This window comes from Paraglaciecola sp. IT1134 (assembly GCF_058068185.1).
The window spans coordinates 3,782,149-3,806,937 of the sequence record NZ_CM176486.1 but is presented as its reverse complement, the minus strand read 5'-3'; the positions used below and the strand labels follow the sequence as shown (position 1 = coordinate 3,806,937).

General features: G+C 47.0%; 21 protein-coding genes. 17 read left to right on the top strand and 4 right to left on the bottom strand.

From position 1 onward, the window contains the following. Positions 1-147 precede the first annotated feature (147 nt). The 12 genes from lon to der all read left to right on the top strand — a co-directional run bounded on the left by lon (position 148) and on the right by der (position 15,427). A complete protein-coding gene (lon, locus tag AC3RV5_RS16580; protein WP_489728701.1) occupies positions 148-2,514 on the top strand; it encodes an endopeptidase La in 2,367 nt (788 codons plus the stop codon). A gap of 236 nt (positions 2,515-2,750) precedes the next feature. Continuing rightward, positions 2,751-3,023: a nucleoid-associated protein HU-beta gene (gene hupB / locus AC3RV5_RS16575; RefSeq protein WP_489732189.1), complete on the top strand. Its 273-nt coding sequence runs from the start codon at positions 2,751-2,753 to the stop codon at positions 3,021-3,023. A 155-nt stretch (positions 3,024-3,178) separates the two neighbouring features. Continuing rightward, complete coding sequence (locus AC3RV5_RS16570; protein WP_489728700.1) at positions 3,179-5,059, top strand: SurA N-terminal domain-containing protein; 1,881 nt, start codon at positions 3,179-3,181, stop codon at positions 5,057-5,059. A gap of 510 nt (positions 5,060-5,569) precedes the next feature. Further along, a complete protein-coding gene (gene ndk / locus AC3RV5_RS16565) occupies positions 5,570-6,001 on the top strand; it encodes a nucleoside-diphosphate kinase (RefSeq protein WP_489728699.1) in 432 nt (143 codons plus the stop codon). Positions 6,002-6,123: 122 nt separating this feature from the next. Next, on the top strand, positions 6,124-7,266 hold the full coding sequence (gene rlmN / locus AC3RV5_RS16560) for a dual-specificity RNA methyltransferase RlmN (protein ID WP_489728698.1): 1,143 nt from the start codon (positions 6,124-6,126) through the stop codon (positions 7,264-7,266). Between the two features lie 12 nt (positions 7,267-7,278). Then, the gene (pilW, locus tag AC3RV5_RS16555; RefSeq protein WP_489728697.1) at positions 7,279-8,316 is read left to right on the top strand and encodes a type IV pilus biogenesis/stability protein PilW; all 1,038 of its coding nucleotides are present in this window, start codon (positions 7,279-7,281) and stop codon (positions 8,314-8,316) included. 10 nt (positions 8,317-8,326) lie between these two features. After that, a complete protein-coding gene (locus tag AC3RV5_RS16550) occupies positions 8,327-9,274 on the top strand; it encodes a RodZ domain-containing protein (protein ID WP_489728696.1) in 948 nt (315 codons plus the stop codon). Positions 9,275-9,300: 26 nt separating this feature from the next. Further along, on the top strand, positions 9,301-10,419 hold the full coding sequence (ispG, locus tag AC3RV5_RS16545; RefSeq protein ID WP_489728695.1) for a flavodoxin-dependent (E)-4-hydroxy-3-methylbut-2-enyl-diphosphate synthase: 1,119 nt from the start codon (positions 9,301-9,303) through the stop codon (positions 10,417-10,419). 114 nt (positions 10,420-10,533) lie between these two features. Then, positions 10,534-11,814 (top strand): histidine--tRNA ligase, encoded by a 1,281-nt coding sequence (gene hisS, locus AC3RV5_RS16540; protein ID WP_489728694.1) that lies wholly within the window; start codon positions 10,534-10,536, stop codon positions 11,812-11,814. Positions 11,815-12,008: 194 nt separating this feature from the next. Next, positions 12,009-12,632 carry a YfgM family protein gene (locus AC3RV5_RS16535; protein ID WP_489728693.1) on the top strand — a complete coding sequence of 208 codons (624 nt, stop codon included), beginning with the start codon at positions 12,009-12,011 and terminating at the stop codon, positions 12,630-12,632. Positions 12,633-12,642: 10 nt separating this feature from the next. Further along, positions 12,643-13,872: an outer membrane protein assembly factor BamB gene (gene bamB, locus AC3RV5_RS16530; RefSeq protein WP_489728692.1), complete on the top strand. Its 1,230-nt coding sequence runs from the start codon at positions 12,643-12,645 to the stop codon at positions 13,870-13,872. A gap of 97 nt (positions 13,873-13,969) precedes the next feature. Continuing rightward, positions 13,970-15,427 (top strand): ribosome biogenesis GTPase Der, encoded by a 1,458-nt coding sequence (der, locus tag AC3RV5_RS16525; RefSeq protein WP_489728691.1) that lies wholly within the window; start codon positions 13,970-13,972, stop codon positions 15,425-15,427. Between the two features lie 63 nt (positions 15,428-15,490). Here the strand turns inward: der and xseA are convergent, their stop codons facing one another. Next, complete coding sequence (xseA, locus tag AC3RV5_RS16520; RefSeq protein WP_489728690.1) at positions 15,491-16,825, bottom strand: exodeoxyribonuclease VII large subunit; 1,335 nt, start codon at positions 16,823-16,825, stop codon at positions 15,491-15,493. Positions 16,826-16,927: 102 nt separating this feature from the next. Between xseA and guaB the strand changes: the two genes are divergently transcribed. The 4 genes from guaB (at position 16,928) to AC3RV5_RS16500 (ending at position 21,946) form a co-directional block, all read left to right on the top strand. Beyond that, on the top strand, positions 16,928-18,397 hold the full coding sequence (gene guaB / locus AC3RV5_RS16515) for an IMP dehydrogenase (protein WP_489728689.1): 1,470 nt from the start codon (positions 16,928-16,930) through the stop codon (positions 18,395-18,397). A gap of 77 nt (positions 18,398-18,474) precedes the next feature. Beyond that, a complete protein-coding gene (gene guaA / locus AC3RV5_RS16510) occupies positions 18,475-20,052 on the top strand; it encodes a glutamine-hydrolyzing GMP synthase (RefSeq protein ID WP_489728688.1) in 1,578 nt (525 codons plus the stop codon). A 112-nt stretch (positions 20,053-20,164) separates the two neighbouring features. Beyond that, on the top strand, positions 20,165-20,698 hold the full coding sequence (locus AC3RV5_RS16505; RefSeq protein WP_489728687.1) for a YaeQ family protein: 534 nt from the start codon (positions 20,165-20,167) through the stop codon (positions 20,696-20,698). A 114-nt stretch (positions 20,699-20,812) separates the two neighbouring features. Beyond that, positions 20,813-21,946, top strand: coding sequence for a 1-acyl-sn-glycerol-3-phosphate acyltransferase (locus tag AC3RV5_RS16500; RefSeq protein ID WP_489728686.1), 1,134 nt, complete (start codon positions 20,813-20,815; stop codon positions 21,944-21,946). Positions 21,947-22,055: 109 nt separating this feature from the next. On the opposite strand, the gene AC3RV5_RS16495 is transcribed toward AC3RV5_RS16500, so the two are convergent. Then, positions 22,056-22,289, bottom strand: coding sequence for a hypothetical protein (locus AC3RV5_RS16495; RefSeq protein ID WP_489728685.1), 234 nt, complete (start codon positions 22,287-22,289; stop codon positions 22,056-22,058). A 205-nt stretch (positions 22,290-22,494) separates the two neighbouring features. On the opposite strand from AC3RV5_RS16495, the gene tadA reads away from it, so the two are divergent. Next, positions 22,495-23,007, top strand: a complete 513-nt coding sequence (gene tadA / locus AC3RV5_RS16490) for a tRNA adenosine(34) deaminase TadA (RefSeq protein WP_489728684.1) — start codon at positions 22,495-22,497, stop codon at positions 23,005-23,007. Positions 23,008-23,020: 13 nt separating this feature from the next. Here the strand turns inward: tadA and AC3RV5_RS16485 are convergent, their stop codons facing one another. Next, on the bottom strand, positions 23,021-23,170 hold the full coding sequence (locus tag AC3RV5_RS16485; protein ID WP_489728683.1) for a hypothetical protein: 150 nt from the start codon (positions 23,168-23,170) through the stop codon (positions 23,021-23,023). Positions 23,171-23,313: 143 nt separating this feature from the next. After that, positions 23,314-24,717 (bottom strand): membrane-bound lytic murein transglycosylase MltF, encoded by a 1,404-nt coding sequence (mltF, locus tag AC3RV5_RS16480; RefSeq protein ID WP_489728682.1) that lies wholly within the window; start codon positions 24,715-24,717, stop codon positions 23,314-23,316. Positions 24,718-24,789 lie beyond the last annotated feature (72 nt).

Here is a 24,789-nt window from a genome sequence, read left to right as displayed (position 1 = left end):
CGTTAAATTTTTGCGGAATTTATTCTGAGCTAATAATTAATCGTTGTTAAAACAGGTTTGTTTGACTTTTTCGTTTGAACTTTAGCAGCCCAGCCCCATATACAATTTCATTGTGCCAGTTTTACTATTTATTATCCGAGAGCAAATATGACCAAAGAGAATATTAATTATACAGAAATGCCAGTTTTGGCATTGCGTGATGTAGTGGTTTATCCGCATATGGTTATTCCCTTATTTGTCGGTCGAGAAAAATCCATTCGTTGCCTGGAAGCTGCAATGGATAAGGACAAACAGATATTTTTGGTCGCCCAAAAAGATGCAGGGGTCGACGAACCAGAAACTGACGATATCTATCAAGTCGGTACTATTGCCACTATTTTACAATTGCTTAAATTACCCGATGGCACAGTCAAGGTGTTGGTCGAAGGTAACCACCGTGGCGAAATCACCGAGTTTGTGAGCACCGATGATTTTTTTGTGGCTCAGGTTAACGGCAAACAAGACATTGACGCACCAGAAAATGAGCAGGAAGTGTTGATCCGCTCAGCCATCTCCCAATTCGAAGGTTATGTCAAACTCAATAAAAAAATTCCGCCCGAGGTTTTGACCTCCCTAAGTGGTATAGAACAGGCTGCACGCTTGGCTGACACGATGGCGGCACATATGCCTTTGAAACTTGCGGAGAAGCAAAAGGTATTAGAAATGGACGGTGTCAACGACCGTCTGGAATATCTGATGGCCTTGATGGAAAGTGAAATCGATTTACTGCAAGTTGAGAAAAAGATCCGTACCCGGGTTAAAAAGCAGATGGAAAAAAGCCAGCGCGAGTATTATCTTAATGAGCAAATGAAGGCCATTCAGAAAGAATTAGGCGAGTTGGAAGATGCGCCAGATGAATTTGAAGCGCTGAATCAAAAAATCGAAAATGCAAAAATGCCGGAAGAGGCCAAGAAAAAGGCCACTACTGAATTAGCAAAATTAAAAATGATGTCAGCCATGTCTGCCGAGGCAACGGTGGTGCGCAGTTACATTGACTGGCTAACGAATGTACCTTGGTTCAAACGCAGTGCGGTCAAAAAAGACTTAGCCGCCGCAGAGACGCTGCTCAATACAGACCATTATGGTCTGGAAAAAGTCAAAGAACGTATTCTCGAGTATCTGGCCGTGCAACAGCGGGTCAAGAAACTCAAAGGACCCATACTTTGTTTGGTTGGCCCCCCCGGTGTGGGTAAAACATCCTTGGGTCAATCCATTGCCAAAGCGACAGGGCGCAAGTATGTGCGTATGGCGCTTGGCGGCGTAAGAGATGAAGCTGAGATCCGCGGGCACCGCCGTACCTACATAGGTTCTATGCCAGGTAAACTGATCCAGAAAATGGCCAAAATAGGCGTGAAAAACCCGTTATTTTTACTCGATGAAATAGATAAAATTTCATCGGATATGCGTGGTGATCCCGCTTCAGCGCTGTTGGAAGTGCTGGATCCGGAACAAAATAGCACTTTTAGCGACCATTATCTGGAAGTCGACTATGATTTGTCAGACGTGATGTTTGTTGCGACGTCAAACAGCATGGATATACCGGGGCCCTTACTGGATCGCATGGAGGTTATCCGCCTTTCGGGCTATACCGAAGACGAGAAACTCAATATCGCCACCGGTCACTTAATCGACAAACAAATATCCCGCAATGGACTTAAAGCCAAGGAGCTGGTGATTGACGAGTCGGCGATAATTGGCATTATTCGTTATTACACCCGGGAAGCTGGAGTGCGTAACCTCGAACGAGAAATTTCTAAAATTTGTCGTAAGGCGGTAAAACGTATTTTACTTGATAACGATATCAAACAAGTGCGGGTAAACCAGGATAATTTGTCGGAGTACTTAGGTGTACAACGTTTCGATTATGGTAAAGCAGATAAAAACAATCAGGTTGGCCAGGTCACAGGGTTAGCCTGGACTCAGGTTGGTGGTGACTTGCTAACCATTGAAACCACCTCTGTGGTAGGTAAGGGGAAAACGACCTTTACCGGCTCTTTGGGGGACGTTATGCAGGAGTCGATCCAAACCGCTATGACAGTGGTCAGAAGCCGTGCCGAAAAACTGAGAATTAATAACGACTTTCATGAAAAGCGCGATATTCATGTGCATGTCCCTGAAGGGGCGACGCCAAAGGATGGACCCAGTGCCGGTATAGCCATGTGTACAGCCCTTGTGTCGACATTAACGGGTAACCCCGTTCGTTGTGATGTGGCAATGACAGGTGAAATTACCCTGCGTGGTGAAGTGCTGGCTATTGGTGGTTTGAAAGAAAAATTATTGGCTGCCCACCGCGGTGGGATCAAGACGGTGATCATTCCTAAGGAAAATGAAAGGGACTTAGAAGAGATCCCGGACAACGTCAAACAGGATTTAGATATCCACCCAGTGCGTTGGATTGACGAAGTTTTGGAGTTAGCCCTGCAAGACAATCCGGAAAAGTTTGTCCCAGTTGTGACCAAATTGGCTAAAAAGTAGCCATAAAACCTGTTTTTTTTTGATTTTATTGGATTTTAGGGCTTCACTCTACAAAAAGTTGTGGTAGCCTTTGTCGCAGTTTCGCCTTAGGCCTTGTCACAAAAGGGATTGCGGCGATACCAAGAAGTTAAAGATTTGTGAATTTAAGCTTGAAGTTAAATTTTAGGCTTGGTATAACACTTTCCGCATCGCATTTTGCGGGTAATAGTATAATAACAATTGAAGGGGATCATATTGTGAATAAGTCTCAACTTATCGACACCATCGCTGCTAGTGCAGACATTTCTAAAGCTGCCTCAGGCCGTGCGTTGGATGCATTAACAGATGCAGTTACCGCGGCTCTTAAAGAAGGCGATCAGGTTGCACTTGTAGGTTTCGGTACTTTCTCAGTACGTGAACGTGCTGCCCGAAGCGGTCGTAACCCACAAACTGGTGAAACCATCCAAATTTCAGCGGCGAAAGTACCGTCGTTCAAAGCTGGTAAAGCGTTAAAAGACGCTTGTAACTAAGCTCTACTTTTTTGATGAAAAGGCGATGATTTATCATCGCCTTTTGTTTATCTGCGGTTAATTAATGACAACTATTAATATATAATCCCGCCTCTTAGTTAGTCAGTAAAAAATTCAGCTTACCTAAAGCAACTCATTGGGAGTTTTAAACGAACATGTTGGAAAGAATCAGAGAAGGCTCTCAGGGCGTATGGGCCATGGGGATCCTAGGATTGGTCGTTTTAAGTTTTGTGTTTGCCGGTGTTGGCAGTTACATCAATTCCTCGGCTGATACGTCGGCCGCTGAAGTAAACGATGAATCTATTAGTCAGGCTAGCCTGGAACGCGCCTATCAAAATGAGCGTGCACGCATGGAGTCGCAGTTTGGTGAAGCTTTTTCCGCCCTGGCGGCAGATTCTGCTTATTTGCAGCAGTTTAAGCAAGGGATCCTCGACCGCTTGATTGGCGAGAAGTTACTTGAACAAACGGCTGACGATCTGGGCCTACGAGTCAGCGATGCCCAAATTAAGCAAGCTGTTGTGGCGATGCCTGAATTCCAACTCGACGGTAAATTTGATAACGAGCGTTATCAGGCCGTATTGCGCCAAGCCGGATTTCAGCCCAACGAATTCCGTGATTATATGCGTATTGATATGACCCGCCGGCAGTTGTCCAGCGCGTTGCTAGCTAGTGAGTTTACGTTAGGCAGCGAATCTCAGCTTGCCTATCTGTTACAAGAGCAAACCCGTGACGGGCGTTACTTACAGGTTGCTACTGGTCCTTTCAAATCAGCGATAAAAGTTTCCCAAGAAGATATCGCGGCTTATTATCAAAATAATATTTCCCAGTTTGATACCCAACAGAAAGTTAGTTTGGCCTATGTTGAACTGGAATTGACTGATTTGCTGCCAGCAATCAGTGTTAGTGCCGAAGATGCACAAACCTATTACCAGCAAAACATCCAGGAGTTTGGTAGCGAAGAGCAGCGCCGGATCTCACACATATTAGTTGAGTTTGCAGATGATGAAGATGCTGCCCAGACCCAAGCTGAAAATATTTTAGCTAAGGTTAAAGCAGGAGATGATTTCGCTGAGTTGGCCAAAACGGCATCAAGCGACACTTTTAGTGCCGAAGACGGCGGCAATCTGGGCTGGATAACCCCAGGCATGATGGATCCAGCCTTTGAAGAAGCAGCGTTTGCGCTACCAGAAGCCGGGGCCGTGTCGGCTGTTGTTAAAAGTACCTTCGGCTATCACATCATCAAGTTAACAGAGATCAAAGAAGCCCAAACTACGCCTTTTAGTGAAGTTCAGGATGAAGTACTGAGCAAACTGAAAACCCAGAAAGCCGAAGAAGAGTTTTACGCTTTGCAGCAACGTATGGCTGAGGTGGCTTTTGAATTACCAGACAGCTTGGATGAAGTAGCCGCCATTGCCAATAAAAAAGTGCAAACAACGGCTCTTTTCCCACGCAGTGCTCCGCCAAAAGTGGTTACGCCCAATGTATTAAACGCGGCGTTTTCAGATGAGTTGCTTAGGGATCATGTTAACAGCGACGTTATCGAACTGGGTGATAATCATGTGATTGTGGTTAGGGTGGCTGAGCAAGAGCCACAACGAACCAAATCCGTGGACGAAGTCAGTGCCGATATTGAATTAACCTTGTTGGCCGAAAAGTCACAAGCGGCTGCTAAAACTTGGACTAATGAGCTACTAACACAAATGCAGACCGGTGAGGATATCAGCACCAAACTTGCCGAGATGGAACTCCAGTGGCAGTTACAAGAAGGCGTGGCACGCGTAGGCTCAAGTCTTGAATTGGGTATAGTGGACACGCTGTTTCAGTTGAGTCTTGATGCCAAGAAAAATGCTGATGTTGTGGAATTATATAATGGTGATGTCGCCCTGGTTCAACTGACTAAGGTTAATCCAGCCCCCGCCATACCTGAGAATGAAGTGCTAAGTTTACGTAATCGTTTAGCCTCAACTCGAGCCCAATTTACCTATGGAGAATTTATCCAATCTCTGAGGGCTCAAGCGGATATAACGATTTATTAGCCAAGTATTTTGCTAATGCCATAAAAAAGGAGCCTAGGCTCCTTTTTTATTTACTCCTAAGAGCCGTATTTTATTGACAATCAGGTTGCCGTTAACCACATCATCAGGGTATAAAATGCTGCTACGACTAAAGAAAAAATCAGGATATAGACAAAACCTTGTTTTCCATCCGACAAACTGTAACCCCTGAGTCGTAAATAACCAAACCAGAGAAGACAAAGGCCCAAGGGCAGCATAAAGAGTAATTTAAGCAAGCGATTCCCTATGTAGTGACTGTTACTGATAGGGGCAGTCTACGCATTTTTAAGGCATTTATAAATGCCTGGCTCACAGGTACTACGTTTAAGCCTGTGCAGTAATACCTAACTCAACCAGCGAGCAGATAGTACACCAACCCAGGGTTATAAACTTGGCTGGAAAATATCCGCGGGTATTATTAGGCTTTTAGGTGGTAAACCCTTATAATCCGCGCGAATTTTTAATCAGCTATTTTTTCATCGGAGACCTCACATGGCCTTAGAACGTACTTTTTCCATCATTAAACCTGACGCAGTCGCTAAAAATGTTATTGGCGCTATCTACAATCGTTTTGAGTCAGCGGGCTTGCGCATAGTCGCCTCTAAAATGTTACACCTTAGCAAAGAACAAGCAGAAGGCTTTTACGCTGAGCATAGCGAACGTCCTTTTTTCAGCGCATTGGTTGAGTTTATGACATCTGGTCCAGTTATGGTTCAGGTTTTAGAAGGCGAAAATGCTGTACTTAAAAACCGTGAAATCATGGGCGCGACTAACCCAGCTGATGCACTAGCCGGTACTCTGCGCGCAGATTATGCCGCTTCAATTGACGAAAATGCTTGTCATGGTTCTGATGCTCCCGAGTCAGCGGCCCGAGAAATTGCCTATTTTTTCTCTGACGAAGAAATTTGTCCACGGACGCGTTAATGTAAACAAAATTTTTTGACAGGGAGCCTAGGCTCCCTTTTGTGATCTTTTAAACCCAACAAAATAGTAGTTTCAGTGCAAAAAATGTACACTATTTTCTTTTATCCGAGGTACCCCGATCCATGTCTGAGCCTATTTCAGCCAAATCAAGCAAAATTAATTTACTCGATTTAAACCGTAAGGGTTTACGTGAGTTTTTTAGTGCCATGGGCGAAAAGCCCTTTCGTGCCGATCAGGTGATGAAATGGATTTATCAGCAGGGTGTGGCAGATTTTGAGCAAATGACCAATCTCAATAAAACCCTGCGCGGTAAACTGCTTGAACGCTGTGAGATTAAGGCGCCAGAAATAGCTTACCAACAAACCGCTAGTGACGGCACCATAAAATTTGCCTTACGTCTTGAGGGTGGCCAAGAAGTGGAAACAGTTTGGATCCCGGATGGTGACAGGGCCACATTGTGTGTGTCTTCCCAGGTCGGCTGTGCGCTGGAATGCACCTTTTGCTCAACGGCCCAACAGGGATTTAACCGCAACCTCAGTGTTTCTGAAATCATCGGTCAAGTATGGCGCGTTGCCACAACCATAGGTTTATCCAATGACTCTGCCAAACGCCCTATCTCAAATGTAGTGATGATGGGTATGGGGGAACCCTTGCTCAATCTGAAAAATGTAGTGCCGGCGATGGACCTGATGCTGGACGACCTAGCCTTTGGGTTATCCAAAAGGAGAGTGACGTTAAGTACTTCGGGAGTGGTGCCTGCCTTGGATATGTTGGGAGACCAAATCGATGTCGCTCTAGCGATTTCCCTGCACGCCCCTGACGATAAACTGCGCGATGTGCTGGTACCAGTGAACAAAAAGTATCCGATTGAAGAATTTTTAGCCGGGGTGCGTCGCTATTTGGCGAAATCTAATGCTAATCAGGGTAAGGTGACAGTAGAATATGTGATGTTAAATGGCATCAATGATAGTACTGATCAAGCCCACGAGCTGGCTAAGGTTTTGGCCGATACACCTTGCAAGATAAACTTGATCCCGTTTAATCCCTATCCTGGCTCACCTTATACGCGTTCGAGCAACTCACGCATCGATCGCTTTGCAAAGGTATTGGGCAGCTACGACTTGATGGTTGTGGTGCGTAAAACCCGCGGTGATGACATTGATGCGGCTTGCGGTCAATTGGTTGGTGATGTGGTAGATAGAACCAAAAGAATGTTAAAAAAACAGCTCAAGGGCGAGGAAATTTCGGTGAAAATGGCTCAGTAGCTGAGGAATAACATGAAGTTGATGACAAATTTGCGGGTTATGCTGGTGTTTTCGCTGTTGTTACTTTGCGCGTGTAGCAGTCAAAGCGTCCCTAAAAATCAGGATTTCGATAAAGTTAAAGCAGCCAAAACCCGATTATCTTTGGGACTGACTTATTTAGAAAACGGTAATTTTAGCCAAGCTAAATACAATCTGGATAAGGCACTGGAATTTGCTCCGCATTCTGCGCAAAATCATTACGGCATGGCCTACTACTATCAAACAGTAGAAGAGTTTAATTCTGCTGAGCAATCCTATCAGCTGGCCTTGAATTTGGCACCCAGGGATGCGGATATTGCCAACAGCTATGGCGCTTTTTTATGCGCAAGGGGCAACTACACCAAGGCCAAAGTGTATTTTTTAAAAGCAGTTAATAGCGATTCTTATATCTCTTCTGCCGAAACTTATGAAAATTTGGCGTTGTGTAGCCAGCGCCACGGGCAGTTGCACGACGCCATAGAATATGTGGGCAGTGCTCTGAATCATCAACCGGGACGGGCCAAGAGTCTATTTTTGTTGGCGGACATGTTGTTGGCCAATAAACAACCAGATGCGGCAAGAGAGACCCTGCGCCGTTATGAAAATGTCAGTCAAGTATCTGCCCAGAGCTTGTGGTTAGCCAGTCGTATAGAGCAAGCCGCTGGCAAAGAGCAAGCTGCTATCGATTATGCCAACATGATAGTCAGTCTTTACCCCAATTATCTAGCGGCAAAAGACTATTTGGCTGGGCAGCGCGATAGGGTTAAATCCGCACCTAATGCTCGCAAAACCATCAAACCAGTCGCTGCTCAGATTGAACAAAATAAGCAAGCTGCAGTTGATATTTCCGCACAAGACCCCGACGGGCAAACGCGTTATCATGTTGTACAACCCAAAGAAAACCTTTATCGCATTTCGCTGCAGTATAACGTTAAAATACAAAGTCTGATGGAATGGAACCAAATGCAAGATCCGTCAGCTATTTATGTTGGCAAAAAATTAATTGTCGTAGACCCTAAAATTGAAGAGTAGTGCCAGTTTAATGAGTGAAGTACAACAACCAGAAGTACCACAACCTATCGGCCCGGGCCAACTATTGAAAAATGCTCGTCTGGCGAATCATCTAAGTCTCGAACAAATCGGTAGCCGCATCCACCTCAAAGTGAGTTTACTGACAGAGCTGGAAAATGATCATTACGATCAGGGAATTTCAATGACCTTTATCAAGGGGTATTTGAAATTGTACGCGCGTCAAGTAGGCGTCACCGATGCCGAAATTCTTGACGCCCTGGATACGCTTAACATGCATAAAAAAGAGCCGGCCAAGCTACAGAGTTTTTCCAGGCGGGTGGCGCACCAGGCCAATGACGACAAGTTAATGTTAGTGACATATCTTATTCTAGCGGCCGTGGTTGCGTTGGTCGTTGTATGGTGGTTCCAGCAAGATAATAAAGACACCTCGGTCTCGGGGCCACAAATTTTAGCTGAGTCGCCAGCGCCCATTGCGGCTGTTACGGATCCTATTGCATTAGACGGGGGATCGGCGATAAAAGGTACCAAAGCCGTCACGTCAGAACCCTTTATTGCCCAACCTGCCGTGACACAAGTCGAAGAGGACGATGCACCAATAGAGCCAGAGGAACTGCCGCAAGAGCAAACCGATATACCCTCTTTGCAGCAAGACGCCGGGCAGCTGACTGGTTTATTAGATACAGCTGTGAATGCCTCAGACGCCGGGCTGGAAAAAGTGCAACTGGTGTTTGAATTTATGGATGACTGCTGGATGAGTTTAACCGACGCCACGGGTGAAGCTATTGCATACGGAGTAAAGGTATCCGGGCGAGTGATGACGGTATCTGGCGTGCCACCTTTTAAGGTTATATTAGGCGCCCCCGGCGTAGTGAAAATTAATTACTCTGGAGAGGATTTGGATATGACAAGGTTCAACGCCAAGCATACCGCAGAGTTTTCGTTGCCATTAATTCAGTAAGTTAAGCAAAAAAGTTAGGAATAAGCATGTTTGCAGAATCACCCATTACGCGCAGAGTGTCTACTCGGATTAATGTGGGAACCGTGCCTATAGGTGGCGGGGCTCCCATAGCGGTGCAGTCCATGACAAATACGCCGACCACAGATGTTGCAGCGACTGTGGCGCAAATCAAACGTATTGTGGCCGTGGGCGGAGAAATTGTCCGGGTGTCGGTACCTACTATGGATGCCGCCGAAGCGTTCAAGCTGATCAAGCAACAAGTGAGCGTACCGCTGATAGCCGATATTCACTTTGATTATCGTATCGCCCTGAAAGTGGCGGAATACGGGGTGGATTGCCTGCGTATCAATCCAGGCAATATTGGCAGTCTGGATCGCGTGCGCTCGGTCGTGGATTGTGCCAAAGATATGGGTATTCCTATCCGTATCGGGGTTAACGGCGGGTCGTTAGAAAAAGATTTACAAGAAAAGTATGGTGAACCTACACCAGAAGCGTTAGTCGAATCGGCCATGCGCCACGTGGATATCTTGGATAAGTTGAATTTTGACCAGTTCAAAGTCAGTGTCAAAGCCTCGGATGTCTTTTTGGCTGTAGGTGCCTATCGGGCCCTGGCCAAAAAAATTGATCAACCCCTGCATTTAGGTATAACCGAAGCTGGCGGATTCCGGGCCGGAGCGGTCAAAAGTGCCGTTGGGCTGGGTATGTTGTTGGCAGAAGGTATTGGTGACACTATTCGTATTTCACTGGCGGCGGATCCGGTGGAAGAGATCAAGGTTGGCTTTGATATACTTAAATCCTTGCGCATTCGCGCCCGTGGGATCAATTTTATCGCCTGTCCTAGTTGTTCACGCCAGGAATTCGATGTGATAAGCACAGTCAATGCACTGGAGCAACGCCTGGAAGACTTACTCACGCCTATGGACGTATCCATCATCGGGTGTGTGGTAAATGGTCCCGGGGAAGCGGAAGTTTCAGATTTGGGACTCACGGGGGCACGTAACATGAGTGGTTATTATGTTGACGGCAAGCGCCAAAAAGAACGCTTGTCCAACGATGACCTGGTGGATCAATTGGAAAAACGGATCCGGGCCAAAGCAGCTAAATTAGATCAAACCAGGCAAATTCAAATCAAAGATGTCAGTTAATTCCTATCTTGATAGGTAAATGGGCAAATAAGCGTCGCTAGCGTTTTACGTTTATCGGCAAAGCCCCTATAATGCCTGGCTTTTAATGTTATCTAGTCAAAGAGAATTTCTTTAGTGTCCAAACAAATACAGGCAATACGCGGCATGAACGACTGCCTCCCAGAGCAATCCGGTGTATGGCAATGGGCAGAAAATGCCATTCGTGAGGTCGTAGCCAGCTATGGCTATCAAGAAATACGCACGCCTATAGTGGAAAGTACGGATCTTTTTAAACGTTCTATCGGTGAAGTGACGGATATTGTTGAAAAAGAAATGTACACATTCGCCGATCGTAATGATGACAGTTTGACCTTGCGTCCCGAAGGGACTGCCAGTGTAGTGCGCGCCGGTAACGAACACGGTTTGTTGTACAATCAACAACAACGGTTGTGGTATTTGGGCCCAATGTTCCGCCATGAGCGACCGCAAAAAGGCCGCTATCGACAGTTTCACCAGTTCGGGGTAGAAGTTTTCGGTTTGCCCGGGCCGGATATTGATGTAGAAGTCATAGCATTAAGCGCCCGTTTGTGGCAAAAATTTGGCATTGCCGACCAGGTCAGTCTGGAAATCAATTCTTTGGGCTCGACTCAGGCGCGTGCGGATTATCGTGAAGCCCTGGTCGCCTTTCTGACCCAGCGGACATCTGAGCTGGACGAAGACAGCCTGCGCCGTTTGGCGACCAATCCACTTCGGGTCCTTGACAGTAAAAATCCTCAGGTGCAGGCCGCCATCAAAGATGCACCAAGCCTGCTTGATTACCTGGACGACGAGTCCAGACAACATTTTCAATTGCTGTGTGAACGATTAGATAGCTTAGGCATCCAATATCGGGTTAATCCCAGACTGGTACGTGGTTTGGACTATTACAATCGTACCGTTTTTGAATGGGTAACGGAAAGTTTAGGCGCCCAAGGCACAGTCTGTGCCGGTGGACGCTACGATGGACTCGTTGAACAACTTGGTGGTAAAGCGACCCAGGGGGTCGGTTTCGCCATGGGTATTGAACGTCTGGTATTGATGTTACAGGCCAAGGGGATCGGTGAAAAAATAGCAACACCTGTGGATGTATACGTCACAGCCATGGGCGACAAGGTTGAATTATATGCCCTACACGTTGCCGAAGCACTGCGCGACCAGTTGCCTGGGCTAAAGGTGCAGAGTCATTGTGGTGGCGGTAATTTCAAGAAGCAGATGAAACGGGCTGATAAAAGCGCGGCTACTTTGGCTTTGGTATTGGGTGAAAGTGAATTGCAGGAAAATCTGGTGACAGTCAAGTACCTGCGCGAAGACAAACCGCAGCAAAGTGTATCCCGGGATGAATTAGCGCCATTTTTAGCAGCTTTGCTGTTAGCCTAGGCAACGTTATATTCCCAAAGCCATTGGAGTTGCAGCCAGGCGGCAAAGGTCTCCGGCCCATGAGCTTAGACCTACTAAGTGATTGGGGTGAGTGACAGCAGCCAACAACGCTGCAGCTTCAAGGGGGATGGGTATACATAGCATTAATTATCACCGCATAATAGATGACGGTGCAGCAGTAAGAGGAATTGGCGATGGAACATTACGAAACAGAAGAACAACAAATCGAAGCCATTAAGCGCTTTTGGAAGGAAAACGGTACGGCGATCATAGTCGGCGTAGTACTGGGGTTAGGCGGCCTTTATGGCTGGCGTTATTACAACGAACAGCAAGTGGGTTCGCAGGAACTAGCATCTGCCAATTTCGAAAAGCAAGCGGCTCAACTTGGGGATAATGAATCTGGTTTCAGTCAAGCTCAAGCATATATCGATGAGTATTCTGATACCGGTTATGCCTTATTGATGGCCTTTAAACTGGCTCAACAAGCGATTGAACGAGGTGATTTGGCTGAAGCAGCTAAACAACTCTCCTTTGCTGCAGCCAATGCTGATAACGTTGCGGTAGAGTCTATTGCCAATCTTCGTTTGGCGCGGGTGCAACTTGAACTGGGCAATAGCGATGACGCACTAGCGACCATAAATAAAGCGTCCGATAAAGCCTTTGCCGCTCAACAACAAGAGATCAAAGGGGATATATACGTCTCGCAAAAACTGTTTGATAAAGCCAGAGCCGCCTATAGCGCCGCATTGGAAGCGAATAACGCTAACAGTATTTTAAAAATGAAATTAGATAACCTGGCATTAACTGCCAATGGTTAAGGACAGTATAGTGAAAAAAGCCTTATTGCCGTTGCTGTTAGTTAGCACATTTGGATTATCTGCATGCAGCACTGTCTCCAATTGGTTTGCCGATGACGAAGAGTTGGAAGTGCGGATTTTAAAACCTATCGAGGCCCAATTTACGCCTGAAGAAATCTGGTCAGCGGATTTGGGGGATGGTGTGGGGCATTATTTCTCCCATCTGCGTCCCGCTGTGGGTTATGAAATGGTTTTTGCCGCTAATCGCCAGGGGCGTGTCGTAGCATTTAAGCAAGATAGCGGCAAAAAAGTGTGGAGCAAGAATTTCGCCCAGTTTAAACATGAAGGTTTTACCTCCAGTATCACAAATTTGTGGTCAAGTGGCATAGCAGCCAAAATTTCCGGTGGCTTGAGCGTTGCCTACGAAACCCTGTTTTTCGGTACCGAAAACGGTGAAGTGGTCGCCCTGGATGCACTTACCGGCGAGCAGAAATGGTTGGTTAAAGTCAAAGGTGAAGTGCTGGCAGAGCCCGCCATTGATGAAGGTGTAGTGGTCGTTAATACCGGCTCCGGTTTGATGTTTGGACTAGATGCCGAGACAGGTGCCCAGCTTTGGTCTTATGAGTCAGAAGTGCCGCCGTTATCTTTGCGGGGTATCGCTTCTCCTGTTGCGGCCAGTGGTGGCGCCATAGTGGGGACGGCTTCGGGTAAATTGGCGGTTAATATTTTGGGAACCGGTCAGACAGCGTGGGAGCAAGTCATTTCGTCACCTACGGGTGCGACTGAGTTGGACCGAATTGTGGATATCGACAGCCAACCCCTGGTTGCCGGGGGCGTGATTTATGTGATTTCCTATGATGGCTCTCTGGCGTCGGTTGAGTTGAAAAGTGGCCGGGTGATTTGGAAGCGCGAGTATAAATCTTATCGTCGACTGACTGCCGTGGGCAATACCCTGTTTTTAGTTGATGCAAACAGCAATGTCTTTGCCCTCGATAGCCGCAATGGTATCGAACTTTGGAGTCAAGGTGCACTCAAGCAACGCTCGTTAACTTCTGCTGTGCCCATAGGTGAGTATTTGGTAGCTGGTGATAAGTGGGGTTACTTACATTGGTTTAACCAAAGTGACGGAAAAATCGTGGCGCGTTTGGCTGTAGGCGATGATGATGAGGATGAAAGCATTTATAGCGATCCTGTTGTCGAGGACAAGGTGCTGTATACTCAAACTCGTGACGGCAAACTGGTCGCGTTAAAAACGCCTTAGATTTGCGGTTGATAGACGGCTTGTAGGCCGTTTGTTTATATTTTTATCGGCTTGGGAAAAAGCATTCCTGAGCCGTTTTTGTTTTAAGGATAGTTATATGTTACCCGTTGTTGCCCTTGTTGGCCGCCCTAATGTGGGTAAATCCACATTATTTAACCGTCTGACGCGGACCCGAGACGCCCTGGTGGCCGATTTTCCAGGCCTAACCCGTGATCGAAAATACGGTCAGGTAAATTATGAGGGTTTACAATTTATTGTGGTGGATACCGGCGGGATAAGCGGTAACGAGCAGGGTATTGATATGGCTATGGCCCAACAGTCGTTACTGGCCATTGAAGAGGCGGATGTGGTGCTTTTTCTGGTGGATGCCAGAGCCGGTATGACACCTGCCGATCAGGGCATTGCCACCCACTTACGCAAACAGGATAAATCTGTTTATGTGGTTGCCAATAAGGTCGATGGTATTGATGGTGACAGCGAATGCGCGGATTTCTTTGCCCTTGGCTTGGGTGATGTGAGCCAAATCGCTGCTGCCCACGGCCGCGGCGTGGCTCAGTTGCTGGAGCATACCCTGGGGCCGATTTCTGAACAGTTCCCTGATATGCATGTCCAGCCTGTGGAAGAGGGGACCGAAGAAGTAAATGCCGAGGCCCAGCTGGAAAAGCTCCTTGGTCTGCCGATCAAACTGGCTATAGTGGGTAAACCCAACGTAGGTAAATCAACCCTGACCAATCGCATTTTGGGTGAAGAGCGGGTGGTGGTTTTTGACCAACCGGGTACGACCCGAGACAGTATCTTTATTCCCATGGAGCGTGATGGCCGGGAATATATACTGATCGACACAGCTGGCGTACGCAAACGCAAAAAAATATCTGAAGCGGTGGAGAAATTTTCCATTGTTAAAACCCTGCAAGCCATTGAAGAATCGAACGTGGTATTGCTCATCGTCGATGCTCAAGAGGGGATCACCGATCAGGATCTCAGCCTGCTGGGTTTTATTTTAAATTCAGGACGTTCACTGGTAGTAGCAGTAAACAAGTGGGACGGCCTTGAAAAAGATGTTAAAGAAGAGATTAAACGCGAGCTCGACAGACGTCTGGGTTTTATTGACTTCGCCCGGTTACATTTTATCTCAGCTTTGCACGGCACCGGGGTAGGGCATTTGTTCGAATCGGTTCAAGAAGCTTATAATTCGGCAACCAAAAGGGTGAATACCGCCATGCTGACCCGGATCATGGATATGGCCCAAGGGGATCATCAACCTCCGATGGTGCGTGGCCGACGGGTTAAAATGAAATATGCCCACGCCGGTGGTTATAATCCTCCCCTTATTGTGGTGCATGGTAACCAGGTAAAAGACTTGCCGGATTCCTATAAACGTTATTTGGTGAACTATTTTCGCAAGTCGCTCAAGATCATGGGCACGCCGATTAAAGTCGAATTTCGTGAAGGGGCTAACCCCTATGAAAGTAATAAAAATATGATGACAGATTCCCAGCGCCGTAAACGCAATCGTTTGATGCGTTTGCATCAAACCGGCAAGAGCAAGGGCTAGCGTTTTTTTCACCTAGGGAATTTAGCTTGCTATTTACGCCCCGCCTCTGTGCGGGGCTGTTTTTCATAACACCTTACTGATGACCTCTCCGTCGATAAAACGGCTGGTCAATTCATCCCCCGGATTTAATGCCTTACGACTTTTAACAATTTCTCCGTCTTTAAAGCTGATACTGTAACCCCGAGCTAGGGTGGCCAGGGGACTGACCGTGTCTAATAAATGGCTATTAGTGGCCAGTGTTTGCTGTTTGTTGGTCAACACCTGTTGCCAACTTAACGCTAAACGTTGGCTGAGGGCCTTGCTCGACTGATTATGTTCGCTGAGCAAATGTTTGGGGGATGCCAAGTGTAATTGACTGAGTAATTGCGCGTTATATTGCTGGCTACGTTGCAAGTGGGCGCTAAACCCCGTTGTCAGGCTAGCCTGTAATCTGTCTATTTGTTGACCGTGCTGCTGCAACTGATTCTTGGGGTGATACTTTTGCAGTTTATGTTCACTTGTTTGTTGCTGATAGTTAAGCTCTTTGAGTCGATTTGCTGTCAACCTGAGCAGTTTATCCTGGGCTACCTTGAGGCTAGTTAACAATTCTGCCTGATCGCGACATACCAGCTCGGCAGCGGCCGAAGGCGTTGGGGCACGAATATCGGCCACAAAATCCGCTATGGTAATGTCAACTTCGTGGCCCACAGCGCTGACGATCGGCAACGTAGAGGCGTATATTGCCAAAGCCAGTTGCTCTTCATTAAAACACCATAGGTCTTCCAGCGAGCCGCCGCCCCTGCCAACGATCAATATATCCACTTCAGCTCTGGTATTGGCCAGTTGGATCGCCCGGCAAATTTGTCCGCAGGCACTGTCGCCTTGTACCTGGCTGGGATAGATGATCGCCTGCACTGCGGGGTTGCGCCTTTTCATAACGGTTAATATGTCATGCAGGGCTGCACCTGTCGCCGAAGTGATGATCCCCACCCGTAATATACGTTGGGGTAAGGGGTGTTTGTGTTGTTGAGCAAATAAACCCTGAGCTGCCAGTTTAATTTTTAATTGTTCAAATGCTTGTTTGAGTTGCCCTTCACCCTCAGGCTCCAGGTGTTCAACGATCAATTGATAGTCGCCCCTGGGCTCGTATAAGCTAAGATTGGCCCGCACCAGTACCTTGTCACCGTTTTTAGGGGCAGCGATGACCTTGCGGTTGGCACCTTTGAACATCGCCCCTTTCACCTGGGCGCGATTATCTTTGAGGGTGAAGTACCAGTGACCGGAGCTGGCAGCTACGAAATTGGAGATTTCAGCAGATAACCAAATCTGGCCGATTTCCGATTCTAAAATGGAACGGGCGAGGTGATTTAGTTTGCTGACGGTAAAAATATTGCGATTGGCTGGTGTGGCACTAAACATAACAAATAAAATCTTTCATAAATAATAGGAATACAGTTTACCTGATAAGGCAAAGCAGCTACAATTGCGCCGCAATAAAAACCCATTTACAGGTGTTGTTGCATGTTACGGATCGTTAAAGAAGCTCTCACGTTTGATGATGTGTTGTTAGTGCCTGGGCACTCAACCGTTCTCCCCCATACCGCAGATTTGAAAACCAAATTAACTCGCGGAGTCAGCCTAAATATTCCCCTGATTTCAGCCGCTATGGATACGGTATCCGAAGCTAGATTGGCTATTGCCCTGGCGCAAGAAGGTGGTATAGGTTTTATTCATAAAAATATGCCAGCAGCGCAACAGGCAGATCACGTGCGCAGCGTCAAAAAATACGAAAGCGGTGTGGTATCTGATCCCGTTACTGTGTTCCCCGACGCCACTATTGGCGAAATTAATGCCCTGAGTAAACATCATGGTTTCTCCGGTTTTCCAGTCGTCGATAGAGAAAACATGCTGGTGGGCATCGTTACCGGCCGCGATCTACGTTTTGAAAAGCGTTTCGATTATCCCATTTCCAGAGTTATGACTCCCAAAGAAGATCTCGTCACGGTTAAAGAAGGGGCGAAGTCCGAGCAGGTACTGGAATTGATGCATGAACATCGTATTGAGAAAATATTGGTGGTGGACGATGCCTTTAAACTCACTGGCATGATCACCGTGAAAGATTTCCAAAAAGCCGAAAGTAAACCCAATGCCTGCAAAGATGAGTTGGGTCGTTTGCGAGTGGGTGCAGCGGTCAGTGTAGGACCAGGGACAGACGAACGCATCAAACTGTTGATTGAAGCCGGGGTTGATGTGTTGCTCATTGATACGTCTCACGGTCATTCACAAGGCGTAATCGATAGAGTTAAGAAAGTGCGGGCCGATTATCCCGATATTCAGCTTATTGCCGGTAATGTAGCCACAGGTGAGGGCGCCAAAGCCCTGGCCGATGCCGGTGTCGATGCGGTGAAAGTAGGTATAGGCCCAGGCTCAATTTGTACCACACGTATAGTCACAGGCTGTGGTGTGCCACAGATCACGGCAGTGTCGGATGCGGTCGAAGCCCTCAAAGATACCGATGTACCTGTTATCGCCGATGGCGGCATTCGTTTTTCCGGGGATATAGCCAAAGCCCTGGCAGCCGGTGCCAGTTCGGTGATGGTTGGCAGTATGTTAGCGGGAACCGAAGAAGCCCCGGGAGAGGTCGAACTTTACCAAGGCCGTTATTTTAAGTCATACCGCGGTATGGGCTCACTTGGCGCCATGGATCAAAACAACGGTTCGTCGGATCGTTATTTCCAAGACAGTAAAAGTGCTGACAAACTGGTACCGGAAGGAATTGAAGGCCGTGTGCCATACAAGGGCCCGATTGCCAACATTATACATCAGCAAATGGGCGGTCTACGTTCGGCCATGGGCCTCACCGGTTCAGCGACTATTGATGATCTGCGCACCAAATCTCAATTTGTAAAAGTGACCGCTGCGGGTATGGGCGAGTCCCATGTGCATGATGTGAGCATTACCAAAGAAGCACCCAATTATCGCTTAGGTTAAGAACAACGACATTCGATTGGGCTGGGGTGAACCAGCCTTCTTTTATCGTAAACGCGCTTTTAATAAATGAGTACAAGATGACAACAAATATTCACGAACAACGCATACTAATCCTCGATTTTGGTTCTCAGTATACTCAGCTTATCGCCCGTCGAGTGCGTGAAATCGGTGTGTACTGCGAGCTTTGGGCCTGGGATGTGACCGAAGCGCAGATTCGTGAATTTAATCCCAATGGCATCATTTTATCCGGAGGGCCGGAATCTGTGCACGCTAAAGATTCTCCCCGGGCACCCCAATATGTATTTAATGCCGGCGTGCCAGTGTTTGGCATCTGTTATGGCATGCAAGTCATGGCCGAACAGTTAGGTGGGGCAGTATTGGGTTCTGATATACGGGAATTTGGTTATGCCCAGGTCGAAGTGACAGCCGATATGGCCCTGTTGAATAATATTGAAGATCACGTTGGCGCCAATGGTAATGCCTTGCTTGATGTATGGATGAGTCACGGGGACAAAGTGGCATCCGTGCCTGAAGGTTTTATTAGTGCTGCGAAAACTGACAGTTGCCCCTTTGCCGCCATAGTGCACCCCCAAAAGCAGTTTTATGGTGTGCAGTTTCACCCTGAAGTTACCCATACCCGCCAGGGACAACGTATTTTATCCCATTTCGTATTAGACATCTGTGGCTGTCAAAAATTGTGGACCGCGGATGCCATAATTGAAGATGCCATAACACGCATGAAAAAGCAGATCGGTGATGATAACGTTATCTTGGGGTTATCTGGTGGAGTGGACTCCTCTGTTGTGGCCATGTTATTGCACCGTGCGATAGGCAAGCAGCTAACCTGCGTGTTTGTGGATAACGGTTTGTTAAGGCTCAATGAAGGTAAACAAGTGATGGACATGTTCGGTGATCACTTTGGCCTCAATATTGTTAAAGTGGATGCCGAAGAGCGATTTTTATCCGCCTTGGCGGGGGAAGATGAGCCGGAAGCCAAACGTAAAATCATTGGCCGGGTATTCGTGGAAGTATTTGACGAGCAAGCCAAAAAACTAGCCAACACTAAATGGCTGGCCCAGGGTACCATTTATCCCGATGTTATCGAATCGGCGGGTTCGGCCACGGGCAAAGCCCATGTCATCAAATCACATCATAATGTCGGCGGCTTGCCAGCCGACATGTTAATGGGGCTGGTTGAGCCATTGCGGGAACTGTTTAAAGACGAAGTGCGCAAAATCGGCCTGGAGCTTGGGCTACCCTACGATATGCTTTACCGTCATCCTTTTCCTGGGCCAGGCTTAGGTGTGCGAGTGTTGGGTGAAGTGAAAAAAGAATACTGTGATTTGCTGCGCCGGGCGGATGCCATTTTCATCAGCGAATTACACGCCCATGATCTATATCAAAAAGTTAGCCAGGCCTTTACGGTGTTTTTACCGGTTAAGTCGGTTGGGGTGATGGGCGATGCGCGCAAATACGATTGGGTCGTGTCGTTGCGCGCGGTAGAAACCATAGATTTCATGACGGCTCATTGGGCACATTTACCCTATGAATTTTTGGGTAAGGTGTCCAATCGCATCATCAATGAAATAGACGGCATTTCCCGAGTCGTCTACGACATCTCAGGTAAGCCACCCGCCACCATTGAGTGGGAATAACCCTGCTGTTAGAAGTTTTGCATAGCGAATTTAACGGCCAATATTTATTGGCCGTTTTTTTCACCACTGCATCAGCTGTCTGTCATTGTTTGTTTACCCTTAAGGCTCAATTATGGCGTTAAAGCCGACTATTTATAAATTTAAAATTGCCTTGTCTGATCTAAACCGAGATCATTATGTGCAACTGAACCTAACAGTCGCTCAGCATCCGTCTGAAACCCTTGAACGCATGATGGTGCGTGTCTTGGCATTTTGTTTTAATGCCCAGGACCATCTAAGTTTTACTAAAGGACTTAGCTCGGTGGATGAGCCAGACATTTGGTTGATAGGCTTGGACGGCCAGCTTAATCAATGGATAGACGTAGGAGAGCCGGCATTTGAGCGGATCAAAAAAGCCAGCCGTCTTGCCAAGTCGGTTAAGGTTTATAGTTTCAATTCCAAATCAGATACCTGGTGGCAACAAAACCGGACGCAATTTTCAACTGTGAAAGTATGCGTATTTCAGTTTCCATGGCTGGCGGTGCAGACGATGGCATCCTTGGTACAGCGCACCACAGATATGTCTGTGACTATTACCGGAGACTCAGCGTATATCGCAGCACAAACGGGTGAAGTTGAAGTGCATTGCCTTGAACTTAGCGCTTAACAGCTTAATTGATAGGTGTTTTTTATCGCTAAATGATACATTTAGGTTTGCCGATTGGCTATTTCACAGGCAAAATGCTGGCCCCATTTTAATAACCTACAGTTAACGAGACGCATGACCGCAAAGTTTGACTCCATACGACCCTTTAATGACAGTGATTTGCCATGTGTGCTCGATAGACTGGTCAATAACCGTCAACTAATGGCAAGTTTGCTATCTTTTCGTTTTTCCTCCTGGCCAAAGTCATTGCACCCACTGTTAGGTTGGTTAACACGCAGATATGTGCTCAAGCAGAGCAAAAATATTCGTAGCTTGCGGGATTTTCAGGTATTGGTCGAACCTTACATGCAACGTATGATCGACAAAACCACGGATAAATTCAGCATCAGTGGGTTAGAGCAGGTCGATTTGACCGTCCCCTGTCTGTTTGTCAGCAATCATAGGGATATCGCCCTGGATCCGGCTTTTGTTAACTGGGCCTTGCATGTAAATGGCCAGGATACGGTACGAATTGCCGTAGGCGACAATCTGCTAACCCAAGACTGGATCACAGACTTAATCCGGCTAAATAAATGCTTTATCGTTAATCGCTCGGCCAAAGACAGGCGGCAAAAATTAGCCGACGCTAAACTGCTTAGTGAATATATATTTCATACCTTGAAAACTGATGATCAACATATCTGGATCGCCCAGCGCGAAGGTAGAGCCAAGGACGGAAGAGATGTAACCAACCCGGCAATCATCTCAATGTTAAGCCTAAATAAACCTAAAACAGAGGAATTCTCAAGTTATATCCGCCAGCTACGCATAGTACCTGTGTCAATATCCTACGAATTTGACCCCTGTGATATCAGTAAGGCCACGGAGTTGCACGAAACAGAATTAACCGGCGCTTACGATAAAAAGGACAGCGAAGACATCAAAAGTATCATCGATGGCATAACTGGCTACAAGGGCAAGGTACATGTGCATTTCGGTGAGGTCTTGCACGGGGAGTTTGCCAGCGCCAAGGAAGTAGCAGAGCATCTAGATAAGCAAATTATGGCGGGTTATCGTCCGTTTGCTTCAGCCGTTGTGGCAGCAGAACATCTCGGACTGACGGAGTATGCCGCTAAGCTGGACTTTTCAGAACGGGAAATGTCCGTGGCCAAAGATTATATGGCAAAGCGTACCCAGAAGCTGGATCCACAGGTGGCCACGAAATTACTGCAAATGTATGTTATGCCCCTTACGCAGAGCAAAACATAACTGACTTGGGGCCGCTTGAAGTTGCCATTGGCCTGACGGGCACTTTGCATACCTATTTATTCTTTTAAACCCCGTCATAGACGGGAGGCACCAAATCCCGGTGATCCTCTCAAGCTACCTTATCTTTGTTTAAGTTATCAAATTGGCGATTCAGATCATATTTCTCATCGGTGACAATTTTCTCCAGTGTTTCAATCCGGGCTTTTAAATCGGCCACTTGCTGCCTAAGCTCGTCATTTAGCTGACTGTCGGCTTTGTCTTTTTTTTTGGATTTTGAGCCTTGTGTTAATTCAACAATGGCCCAGCAAATGATAGCGACTATTGCAATTGCGGTTAGGTTCATGTCAATTCCTCGGTTAGTTATGATAATATTATTTTTGCGATTATCTTAGTAAAGCAATTAATCGACCAAAATTTATAATCGATTATTATCAATAAGTTATGTTTTAATTTTGTATTTTCACTTGCTCAATCTGGCGAATTTGACGAATTATTTATTCATTTTCACCAACTCAAGCATCCCTGTTTCTATCACGACTAAGAGTAAGATGAGTTCACCACAAGATCAATATTGGATGCAATATGCGTTGGGATTAGCGGCAAAAGCCGCAGCCCAGGACGAAATCCCGGTGGGAGCGGTGTTGCTCAAGGATAATAAACTTATTGGTGAAGGGTGGAATCAGTCCATCATGCTCAATGATCCTTCAGCCCACGCCGAAATGCAGGCCATCAGGCAGGCAGGCCAAATAGTAGAAAATTACCGTCTGATTGACACCACCCTCTATGTAACGCTGGAACCGTGCACTATGTGTGCCGGTTTATTGGTGCATAGCCGTATCCAACGCCTGGTATTTGGGGCTTACGATTTCAAGACTGGCGCAGCGGGCAGTATTATGAACGTGTTAGCGGACCCACGCTTAAATCATCAAGTGTTAGTTGAGGGAGGAGTGTTAGGCAAAGATTGCGGTGATCTGTTGTCGGCGTTTTTTCGTCAGCGCCGGGCTGCCAGCCGAGCTGCGTCCAGCCGGGCTGCGTCCAGCCGGCTGCCAAAAAAGCCTTGAAAAGACCAACCGCTTAGCTTGCTAAGGAAATATCTTCCGGCTCAGTTGTTTGGAACTGCTGTCTTCTCAGTGCAATTTTGTGATGCACACGTTTGAGAAGATGTCTTCTTCGGTTGGCGGTTAACACTCGTGGACGATTATTGATAGTTGCACGTTTCTTCATGGCGATCCTCCTTGTTGTTGGCCGTGGCGCTCCTTTTTCATAGAGCACTTAAGTGACCCAAAAGTTCCCCGGTTATTTCATTGTCTGGGAACAATTCAAATATCATTTGTAACACCTCTCCGTGAAGAAAAAATGACAAGGGATTATTGTTGCTCACCAACCGCTGATTTTAGCGGTTCCATAAGAGGGGAGAGGGGGGGCTGAACTGACAAATCTTGTAATTCTTCCAGAAGTTCGGGCTGCTGATCATTGAGCCATACCAGGGTATCGTAATAACGGCGAATATTGGCTACATAGATCACCGCTTCGTTGCCTCGGGCATACCCATAACGGGTCGTTTTGTAATATTTTTTCTGACGTAATTGGGGTAAACGTTTTTTTACATCGACCCACATATCCGGGTTACCACCTTGCCTCTGTGTTAGGACCCGGGCATCTTCCAAGTGCCCCAGACCCACGTTATAGGCTGCCAAGGCAAACCATAATTTGTCAGGAAACGGAATACGGTCCGGCAAACGGACTAATAAACTGGCTAAATACCGCGACCCTCCGGCAATGCTTTGTTCCGGATCGAGGCGCGAGTCAACGCCGAGATCTTTGGCAGTGGTCAACGTGAGCATCATCATGCCACGCACGCCGGTAACCGATCGGGCGTTAGGTTTCCAGTGGCTCTCCTGATAGCTAAGTGCCGCCAGTAAACGCCAGTCAAGCTCATCAGAATAACGCTCAAAAAGTGCCCGGTATTGGGGTAATACCTGATTTGCAGAGCGGATAAAATCACGTGTATCCACGTAGTTAAATTGCCGTACGTGGCCGAAGTGTTTGTCTTCCAGTGCAGCCAAGGTACCGTCTGCGTCTATTCGACCGAAATATTCGATCACTGCCGCCCGAAGCGCGTTATCACGATTTTTACTGGTGGCCCAGGCGATCCCTTGTGAAGAGCTAAGGGAAAAACCTATGCTAAGTTCGGGATAACGACGGCGCATTAAAGCCAAAATGTTGGAGTCCGCTATGGTGTAATCCAGCTCATCATCGAGCACCATTTCCAGCAGCTCTTCGGCATCTCTGTCATTGGTTTCAGTCCATTGCAATGCTTCATTTTCACGTTTGAAACGACGTAATGACTCACTGTGGGCGCCCCCCGCCACTATCGTTAAATCGCCTATTAAATCAGACAACTGTCTGGGGCGTACATTGCCTTGTTTAAAGACCAGTTTTTGACTGACAGTCTGGTAAGCGGGACCAAAACGGAAATTCGCATAACGTTCCGGTGTCACATTGATACCGGCAGCAACCACATCAAGATGGCCATTGTCGAGCTGGGGAAATAGTTCATTGACCGTGTAGTAGGGAAATATTTCCAGCTTTACACCGAGGTAATCAGCGAAGCCTGCCGCCAAGTCGTACTCAAAACCTTCTGGTCCACTGGGACCATTAAAATAGGTTGTCAGGCCATAGGTGGTACCCACTCTTAACACGCCCGTATCCAATACATCTTGCAAGCTGTCTGGTTGTTTAGGTTCATCGCAGGCGCTGACAAATAACAACAGCGAAAGTACTAAGTAGTAACGGATGGAGATAAAACACACCTCAATAAAAGGAAATCACCGGGTATTGTG